The organism is Streptomyces sp. NPDC102437 (genome assembly GCF_044765565.1).
Taxonomy (GTDB): domain Bacteria; phylum Actinomycetota; class Actinomycetes; order Streptomycetales; family Streptomycetaceae; genus Streptomyces.
In genome coordinates, this window is the sequence record NZ_JBIWKI010000099.1 from 1 (window position 1) to 8207 (window position 8207).

Genomic DNA, 8207 nt, shown 5'->3' on the forward strand with positions numbered 1-8207 from the left:
AGGCCCTGCTTTCATTCCCCGGCCACGAGCCGATCACTCAACCGGGCACCCAAGTTCGACCCGCAACCGAACCTCTCGGTACGACAACGGCTTCTTACGCCCGCAAGCATTTGACCGGGATGTTTCCGTACCTGCCCCAGCAGTCCGGCTACAACAAACGCCTGCGTGCGGCGCTCGGCCTGATCAAGCGGGTCATTCGCATGCTCGCGAAGTCGTCCGACTTTTGGTTGGACGACTGCTGGATCGTGGATTCCACCCCGGTGCCGTGCGGCATGTCGCGGCCCACCGTGAAACGCTCCGACCTGGCCGGATGGGCCGGATACGGCTACTGCGCCAGCCACTCGCGGTTCTTTTGGGGGCTGCGCCTGTACCTGGTGTGCACTCCGGCCGGGATGCCGATCCTGGGGGCCCTGGCAGACCCGAAGATCGGTGAACGCGAGGTGCTGGCCGCGATGCTGGAGGTCGAAGCGGGCATCGTTGCCGCGCACGACGGCATCCTGCTCATCTCTGACAAGGGCTTCGCCGGCCGGGCCTTCGAAGGGCTGCTGGCCGACTACGGCATCACCTTGCTGCGGCCCTCCCGCAAGCGCGAGAAGGCCCGCTACGGCGAACCGATGCTGAAGAAGGTCCGCCAGCTGATCGAGTCGGTCAACGACACTCTCAAGGGCCAGCTCGACCTGGAAGGCCACGGGGGGCGCAGCTGCGCGGGCGTCGTCGCCCAGCGCATCCTGGCCATGGCCGCCGCGATCTGGCTGAACAACCTGACCGGCGCACCCATCACTCGATCGTTGATCGCCTACGACCACTGAAGAGTCAGTGGTCGGTGCCGGTGAAGGGGCTGGTGAAGACGATTCGGTTGCCGTCCGGGTCGGTGATGGGCAGGATGCGGGAGGTGGTTGTGTTCTGGGCTCCGCCGTGGTTGATGCCTGCGCGTGCGAGCTGGGTGAGGCGTTCGTCGAGGTCGGACTCGGCCAGGATCGCGGTCGAGTGTCCGGCGCGGTTGGGGTCGGTCCAGACCTGGACGCCGTAGGTGTCGGAGAGGTGCCACTCGACCAGGCCGTGCATCGGTCGGGTGTCGGGCCTCCGCCCGAACAGCGCGGTGTACCAGGCGGTCGCCGCGTCCAGGTCGGTGACGGTCATCTGGGCGAGCAGTCGTTGGATCGTCATATCGGTTCCCCTGCTGCTTTGTTTGGTGTCCGGCGTCTGCCGGGGGCTCAAGTCCCGGACTCGTGGATTCGGAGGAAGGTGCCCAGCGCGTCGAGCCATGCGCCGGTGCCCTGCTCGCGCCAGCTCGGCTCCTCGTTGCCGTTGAGGAAGGTGCCCTGCTCAGTCAGGACCAGGCGGGTGCCAGCGCCCTCGTGGTGGAACTCCACCGTGGTCAGCGACACCGTCGCCAGTTCGTCGCCAGCGTTGAGGGTGGAGGTGTAGACGAGCCGCTGGTCCGGGACGATGTCGCGGTACCAGGACTCGAAGACCAGCTCCACACCGTCGATGCGGCGGGCCCGGTTGACCTCGTGTCCGCCGACCCGGAAATCCAGCTCGTGCGTGGCGTCGACGCCGGAGAACCAGCTGGCCTTGGCCTGCGGGTCGGCCCAAGCGGAGAACACGCGGGCGGGCGGGGGCGGGTAGTGGCGTTCGAGGCAGAAGGTGGCGTGTGTGATCTGGCGATCGGTCATGTCCTTTTCCCGTGTCCGGAGTCGGTGAGGTCGTCGGGGATGGCGGAGCTGGTGGCCAGGTGGTGACCGAGCCGGTCCAGGCACTTCTCCCAGGCGGCGCGCTGGGCGGCGAGCCACTCCTCCGCCGCGCGTAGCACAGTGGGCTCGATCCGGCAGGTGCGGACCCGACCGACCTTCTCCGAGCGCACCAGCCCGCACTCCTCGAGCACCTGGAGGTGCTGCATCACTGCGGGCAGCGACATGGCGTAGGGCTGGGCCAGGACGCTGACCGAGGCCGGTGCCCCGACCAGCCGCTGGACCATGTCCCTGCGGGTGGCGTCTGCCAGCGCCTGGAAGACCCGGTCTAGGTCCACCTGTTGTTTAGGCATGTACTTAACTATGGGGACGCATCTCCGAATAGTCAAGGGACTGGTTAAGTATCTGTCGATACTGTCATTCACCTCGGCTCCGCGAGGATCACGACGGTGCGGCGGATGGCAGACAGCTCTCAGCCGAGACGGGACCCGCCAGCGGCGAGGCTCCAGCAGTCCGTGCGCCTCGACTGCCGAATGCCCTGCTCGGCACCTTCCCGAGAAGGAGCCACATCCAATGACATAGGACTTGCTCGTCTAGCCCGGACAAGAGCGCACCGGTTCCGTCCTGGCGGCCCGACGCCGTCCGTGCCCTGGCCGAACAGTGGACCGGCGACCGGCCGCTGACCGTCCTGAGTCCCGAGTCCCGCCATGGCCTGCGCGCCGACCGCTACGAGACCCAGGTCGACTGGGAGACCGAGGCCCGCGCGGCGGCCACGGCAGTCCTGTTCTGGATCCCCCGCGACCTGCGCACCATGCCGGGCATGACCACCAACGTGGAGTTCGGCCTGGACGCGCCGACAGGCAGGGCAGTACTGGGCTGCCCGCCCGACTGCCCCAACCCGGAGCGCAACAGGTACCTGATCTACGTAGCTCGCCGTCACGGCGTACCGGTGTGCACCACCCTGACCGACACGGCGACCGCAGCCCTCGCGCTGCTCACCGCCAAGCGCCCCCGGTAGCCACACGGCCGAAGTCGCCGTCCTGTGCCCTCCAGCTGCGCCCAAAACCGCCGCCAGCATCTGCACCTGGATCTGCCCCCGGCACACCAAAGCTCTGTCCCCCGGCCTGAGCCGGGGGACAGAGCTTTTTTGCGTTTAGAAGCTGTTTCCGAACCCGACAACCCTTAGCCGTGGAGGGGCGGGTGATCTGATCGTGTTCAGTTCGTCCATGCTGCGCGCCGTCCTGCCCAGCTGGCCCGAGCTGTGTGCCGGAATGGCGGCGTTCCTGAACAGCTCAGGAGCAATTACCCTCTGTCCTAGCGGAGTTGTTGAGCTATCGAGACGGGACGAAGGACCATGGCAGCACAGGAGCGCCACGAGCAGGAGATCCCTCGTATCTCGATGACCGATGAGGAGATCGAAGCGGCGAACCTGGAACCGGCTCCTCAGCTCAACAGCGATATCAAGCTGATGGAGTACACCTCCGAGTGGGCCGTGGTGTTCGAGGCGGAGGCCGCCCGGATAGGCGACGGGCTGAGCGCGCTGCCTCACCGTGTCGAGCACACGGGATCCACCTCGGTACCCGGGTTGCCCGCCAAACCGGTCATCGACATCCTGCTGATCGTTCCCGATTCGGCCGACGAGTCCGTCTACGTGCCTGCCCTGGAGTCCATCGGATACACGCTCGCGATCCGGGAGCCCGACTGGTACGAGCACCGCGTCCTTCGTAAGCCCGCCCTCGGCCTCAGTGCCGAGTCGGTCAATTTGCACGTGCTCTCCACCGGCTGCCCCGAGATCGACCGCATGCTCCTGTTCCGCGACTGGCTGCGCGCCCACACCAGCGACCGCGACCTCTATGCCCGGACCAAGCGTGACCTCTCGCAGCGGACGTGGACGTATATGCAGCACTATGCCGACGCGAAGAGCGAGGTCATCGCCGACATCCTCGAACGCGCCGATCAGAGCACACGAGCACACCGTGAAAGCTGAACCGCCCGTCCCCGCCGGCAGCAGTTACCGCTCATGAAGGGTGATCTCGGCCTGCTGCGGGAGCGGAACTTCCTCCTGTTCTTCATCGCCCGCACCTCGTCCCTGACCGGTAACGTCATCGCCCCGCTGGGCCTCGCCTTCGCTGTACTGGCCATGCCCGACGGCTCCCCGTCCCAGCTCGGACTGCTGCTGGGTACCCGCACAGTCGCCCAGCTCGGTCTGATCCTGTTGGGCGGTGTCCTCGCGGACTGGTTCGCCCGCCGGCGTCTGATCATCGTGGGGGAGACCACCGCCGGGTGCTCCCAGGCCCTGACCGCCGCCCTATTCCTGCACGGCAGCGTGCCGATGAACTTCCTGGTCGTCCTCGCGGCCGTCAACGGCGCGTCCTCCGCCATCAGTCAGCCAGCCGCCACCGCGCTCGTTCCCCAGCTCGTCGATGCCGAACGCATTCAGCCGGCAAACGCGTTGCTGCGCCTGGCGGCCAACATCTCCCGCGTCGGGGGCGTCTTTGTCGGCGGAGTACTCGTCGCGGTCGTCGCACCGGGCTGGGCACTGGCAGCCGACGCCGCCACCTACTTCCTGTCCGCTGTGCTCCTGATGCTTGCCCGCCCACGTGCGACGTCGCGGGCAGCCGCCGCGACAGAGGCACCGACCGGTCTCCTGACCGAACTGCGCGGTGGCTGGACAGAGTTCGTCTCCCTGCGCTGGATGTGGCCGGTCGTCGGCCAGTTCGCTGTCGTCAACGCCTGCTTCGGAGGAGCCATCATGGTGCTCGGCCCAGCGGTGGCCGAGCAGGAACTCGGTGGCGCGGTCGCCTGGTCGGTGGTTCTCGCCGCCCACTCGGCGGGTTTCGTCCTCGGTAGTCTGATCGCGATCCGTATCCGGCCCCGCTACCCCCTGCGCACGGGCGTCCTCGTCACCTTCGGCTTCTTCCCTCCCTACCTGCTCCTCGCCGCAGGCGCCCCGACCTGGCTCATCGCCGCCGGCATGCTCACGGCCGGCGTATGCATCGACGTGTTCGAGGTCCTGTGGAGGACCACGGTCCACACCCATGTCCCGGAGCACGCCATGTCCCGGGTCAGCTCGTACGACTCCCTGGCATCCTTCATCTGTACGCCCCTAGGTCTCGCAGTGGCAGGCCCGGTAGCCGCTCACATCGGCATAGCCGAAACACTCGTACTCAGCGGCGTACTCGTCACAGTGACCAGCACCATCCCCCTCTTCTTCACGGCCGTCCGCGACCTCCCCTCCCGAATCCCTGGCCTGGACCACGTACCCGGATAGTTCACCTGGTTTTCTCTTCAGGCGGTGGGGACACTTTTGCGGGTCAGCCGCTTAGTCATCAGGGTGATAGCCGCCCAGGTGATCAGCGTCTCGGAGTGCTGGACGAGCCGTTCGTAGTCCCGGGCATGGCGGCGGGCGTTCATGATCCAGGCCAGCGAGCGTTCGACGACCCAGCGCCGGGGCAGGACGATGAAGCCGGAGGTGTCCTTGGGCCGGCTGACCGTCTTGATGGTCAGCTTGAGGTGGCGTTTGGCCCAGGTCACGAGCTTGCCCGCGTAGGCGCGGTCGGCCCAGACGAGGGTGATCTCGGGGTGCATCAGGCGGAGGCGGAAGAGGACTTCCTTCGCCGCAGCGGAATCGTGCAGGTCGGCCGGGGTGACCATCACCATCAGTGGCAGACCTCGGGTGTCGACCACGAGATGCCGCTTGCGCCCGTTGATCTTTTTGCCCGCGTCGTAGCCGCGGCTCTTTTTGCCGACGGTCGAGGCCGCCTTCACCGACTGCGAGTCGATGATGGTGGCCACCGCCCTGGGTCCCTTGCCCATCTCCCTACGGATCCGGCCGGCGAGGACGTCGCGGATCTGCCCGATGACACCGCGGGCCGCCCAGCGGGCCATGAAGCCCCAGACGGTCCTTCATGGAGGAAAATCCGCAGGTAGAGCCCTCCATTTGCAGCCGGTGTCTACGACATAGCGGATCGCATCGACGACCTCACGGCGGGGATGCTTCTCCGGTGCCCCGCCGCGAGGTGTGTCACAGGCCGGGGTCGGCAACAGCGGCTCGATCAGGGCCCATTCGGCGTCCGAGGTGTCCGAGGGATAGCAGGGACGGCGCATCTTCTTCTCCGATGGTGAACTGCGGCGGGGGGGGGGGGGGGGGGGGGGGGGGGGCGCCGCCCCCCCCCCCCCCCCCCCCCCCCCCCCCCCGCCCCCGCTACGCGTCGAGCACCGCCCGCCACTCCCGCACCGCCGCCGCGTCCACCGGCCCCGACCACCCGTGCGGACGCGCCGCACCGCCGATGTGCACCGCGTCGATGCCCGCGGCCAGCAGCTCCGGCAGGTGTTCGAGCCGCAGCCCGCCGCCCACCAGGATCTGCGGCTCGTAACCGGGCTCGCCCTGGCGCGCCGCCTCCACCAGCAGCGTCGGGATGCCGTCGTCGACGCCCTTGGGCGAGCCGGCGGTGAGGTACGTGTCCAGGCCGGGCAGGTCCGCCAGCTGCTTGCGCAGGGCGTCCCGGTCGACGGCCCGGTCGATCGCGCGGTGGAAGGTCCAGCGGCAGCCGTCCAGCTCGGCGACGAGCCGTTCGACGGCGACCAGGTCCGGGTGGCCCTCGGCGTCGAGGAAGCCGAGCACGAATTCCTCGGCGCCCGCCGCGCGCAGCTCGCGCGCCTTCGCCACCAGCACCTCGATGTCGCCGGGCGCGAAGCCGTCCGCCACCCTGAGCATCACCCGCAGCGGAATGTCCACCGCCGCCCGGATCTCCGCGAAGGTCGCACAGGACGGGGTCAGGCCGTCCGACGCCATGTCGGTGACCAGCTCAAGCCGGTCCGCACCACCCGCCTGGGCGGCGATCGCGTCCTCGGCGTCGAGAGCGATCACCTCCAGGACTGCACGGTTGCTCATGGGCCCCATCCTCCAGGAAGCATCAATAGGTCTAGTCCAATGGCCAGCCTACGGGTCGATACACCGAGGATGCAGCCTCAATGCCAGCCGAAGATACGCGAGGTCAGCCGCACCTGGGGTGATCGAACGATCACCACGCGGGCCCGGCGGCACATCCGCCCTTGCGTTTCATAGGGGAGGGGGGTATACCTGAATCAGCAATGCATACCCCCTAGGGGTATCAACGTCTCCGCCAGGGAGGACATCGTGTCCGCGCACACCGCCACAACCGGCACCGGTACCGCCACCGGCACCGCCGCAGAGGTCGAGCTCGCGATCGGCGGCATGACCTGCGCCTCCTGCGCGGCCCGTATCGAGAAGAAGCTCAACCGGATGGACGGAGTCGAGGCCACCGTCAATTACGCCACCGAGAAGGCCAAGGTCAGCTACCGGGGCGAGGACATCTCCGTACAGGACCTGATCGCCACCGTCGAGAAGACCGGCTACACAGCGCACGAGCCCGCTCCCCCGGCGCGCACCGCCGAGGAGGGGGCCGCCGCCGGTGCCGGCGAAGCCGACGAGCTGCGGCCCCTGCGGCAGCGGCTGCTGACAGCCGTCGCGCTCGCCGTGCCGGTGATCGCGATGTCGATGATCCCGGCGCTCCAGTTCGACTACTGGCAATGGCTCTCGCTGACGCTGACGGCCCCGGTCGTCACGTACGCCGCCTGGCCGTTCCACAAGGCCGCGTTCACCAACGCCCGGCACGGTGCGGCGACGATGGACACACTGATCTCGGTCGGCACCACGGCCGCGTTCCTCTGGTCGCTGTGGGCGCTGTTCTTCGGCACGGCGGGCATGGTCGGCATGACGCACCCCTTCGAGCTGACCATCGGGCCGAGCGACGGCGCGGGCAACATATACCTGGAGGCCGCCGCCGGAGTCACCGCCTTCATCCTGGCCGGGCGTTACTTCGAGGCCCGGTCCAAGCGGAAGGCCGGCGCGGCCCTCAAGGCGCTGCTCGAACTCGGCGCCAAGGAAGTGACCGTGCTGCGCGGCGGCCGTGAGGTGACCGTGCCGACCGCCGAGCTCCAGGTCGGGGACCGGTTCCTGGTCCGCCCCGGCGAGAAGATCGCCACCGACGGCACCGTCGTCGAGGGTGCCTCGGCCGTGGACGCGTCCATGCTGACCGGTGAGTCCGTGCCCGTGGAGGTCGGCGTCGGCGACTCCGTCACCGGGGCGACGCTCAACGCGGGCGGCCGGCTCGTCGTGGAGGCCACCCGGATCGGCGCCGACACCCAGCTCGCCAGGATGGCGAAGCTCGTCGAGGACGCCCAGAACGGCAAGGCGGCGGCCCAGCGCCTCGCGGACCGGATCTCCGCCGTCTTCGTACCCGTCGTCATAGCCCTGGCGCTCGGCACGCTCGGCTTCTGGCTCGGCAACGGCGGGGGCCTGACCGCCGCGTTCACCGCCGCCGTGGCCGTACTGATCATCGCCTGCCCCTGTGCCCTCGGCCTGGCCACCCCCACCGCCCTCATGGTCGGCACCGGGCGCGGCGCCCAGCTCGGCATCCTGATCAAGGGCCCGGAGGTCCTGGAGACCACCCGCCGCGTCGACACGATCGTCCTCGACAAGACCGGCACCGT

Annotated in this window: 8 protein-coding genes and 2 pseudogenes; 5 read left to right on the forward strand and 5 right to left on the reverse strand. The window is 68.5% G+C overall.

From position 1 onward, the window contains the following. Positions 1 to 5: 5 nt before the first annotated feature. Positions 6 to 809, forward strand: a complete 804-nt coding sequence (locus tag ACIRJP_RS41350; RefSeq protein WP_404186236.1) for an IS982 family transposase — start codon at positions 6 to 8, stop codon at positions 807 to 809. A gap of 4 nt (positions 810 to 813) precedes the next feature. Here ACIRJP_RS41350 and ACIRJP_RS41355 read toward each other — a convergent pair whose 3' ends face one another. From ACIRJP_RS41355 to ACIRJP_RS41365, 3 genes are read right to left on the reverse strand one after another with little or no spacing between them, the layout of a single operon-like run. Further along, complete coding sequence (locus ACIRJP_RS41355) at positions 814 to 1167, reverse strand: VOC family protein (protein ID WP_404186222.1); 354 nt, start codon at positions 1165 to 1167, stop codon at positions 814 to 816. A gap of 47 nt (positions 1168 to 1214) precedes the next feature. Next, positions 1215 to 1676, reverse strand: a complete 462-nt coding sequence (locus ACIRJP_RS41360; protein ID WP_404186224.1) for an SRPBCC family protein — start codon at positions 1674 to 1676, stop codon at positions 1215 to 1217. Beyond that, the gene (locus tag ACIRJP_RS41365; protein WP_404186226.1) at positions 1673 to 2044 is read right to left on the reverse strand and encodes an ArsR/SmtB family transcription factor; all 372 of its coding nucleotides are present in this window, start codon (positions 2042 to 2044) and stop codon (positions 1673 to 1675) included. The genes ACIRJP_RS41360 and ACIRJP_RS41365 overlap by 4 nt, the downstream gene beginning before the upstream one ends. Before the next feature lie 269 nt (positions 2045 to 2313). On the opposite strand from ACIRJP_RS41365, the pseudogene ACIRJP_RS41370 reads away from it, so the two are divergent. The 3 genes and pseudogenes from ACIRJP_RS41370 to ACIRJP_RS41380 form a co-directional block, all read left to right on the forward strand. Next, positions 2314 to 2709, forward strand: a pseudogene (locus ACIRJP_RS41370) (nucleoside 2-deoxyribosyltransferase domain-containing protein); the annotation flags it as partial. A gap of 336 nt (positions 2710 to 3045) precedes the next feature. Next, positions 3046 to 3678 carry a GrpB family protein gene (locus tag ACIRJP_RS41375; RefSeq protein WP_404186228.1) on the forward strand — a complete coding sequence of 211 codons (633 nt, stop codon included), beginning with the start codon at positions 3046 to 3048 and terminating at the stop codon, positions 3676 to 3678. A gap of 33 nt (positions 3679 to 3711) precedes the next feature. Then, positions 3712 to 4962, forward strand: a complete 1251-nt coding sequence (locus ACIRJP_RS41380) for an MFS transporter (RefSeq protein WP_404186230.1) — start codon at positions 3712 to 3714, stop codon at positions 4960 to 4962. Positions 4963 to 4979: 17 nt separating this feature from the next. Here the strand turns inward: ACIRJP_RS41380 and ACIRJP_RS41385 are convergent. Both ACIRJP_RS41385 and ACIRJP_RS41390 read right to left on the reverse strand, forming a co-directional pair. Next, a pseudogene (locus ACIRJP_RS41385) lies at positions 4980 to 5798 on the reverse strand (IS5 family transposase). A gap of 97 nt (positions 5799 to 5895) precedes the next feature. Beyond that, positions 5896 to 6585: a copper homeostasis protein CutC gene (locus ACIRJP_RS41390; protein WP_404186232.1), complete on the reverse strand. Its 690-nt coding sequence runs from the start codon at positions 6583 to 6585 to the stop codon at positions 5896 to 5898. 246 nt (positions 6586 to 6831) lie between these two features. Between ACIRJP_RS41390 and ACIRJP_RS41395 the strand changes: the two genes are divergently transcribed. After that, on the forward strand, positions 6832 to 8207 hold a 1376-nt coding region (locus tag ACIRJP_RS41395), incomplete at its 3' end, for a heavy metal translocating P-type ATPase (protein WP_404186234.1).

Bases quoted from the DNA above. Each gene is read 5' to 3' on its own strand.
- ACIRJP_RS41375 (WP_404186228.1), top strand. From the start codon at position 3,046: ATGGCAGCACAGGAGCGCCACGAGCAGGAGATCCCTCGTATCTCGATG.
- ACIRJP_RS41360 (WP_404186224.1), bottom strand. From the start codon at position 1,676: ATGACCGATCGCCAGATCACACACGCCACCTTCTGCCTCGAACGCCAC.
- ACIRJP_RS41355 (WP_404186222.1), bottom strand. From the start codon at position 1,167: ATGACGATCCAACGACTGCTCGCCCAGATGACCGTCACCGACCTGGAC.
- ACIRJP_RS41380 (WP_404186230.1), top strand. From the start codon at position 3,712: ATGAAGGGTGATCTCGGCCTGCTGCGGGAGCGGAACTTCCTCCTGTTC.
- ACIRJP_RS41365 (WP_404186226.1), bottom strand. From the start codon at position 2,044: ATGCCTAAACAACAGGTGGACCTAGACCGGGTCTTCCAGGCGCTGGCA.
- ACIRJP_RS41390 (WP_404186232.1), bottom strand. From the start codon at position 6,585: ATGAGCAACCGTGCAGTCCTGGAGGTGATCGCTCTCGACGCCGAGGAC.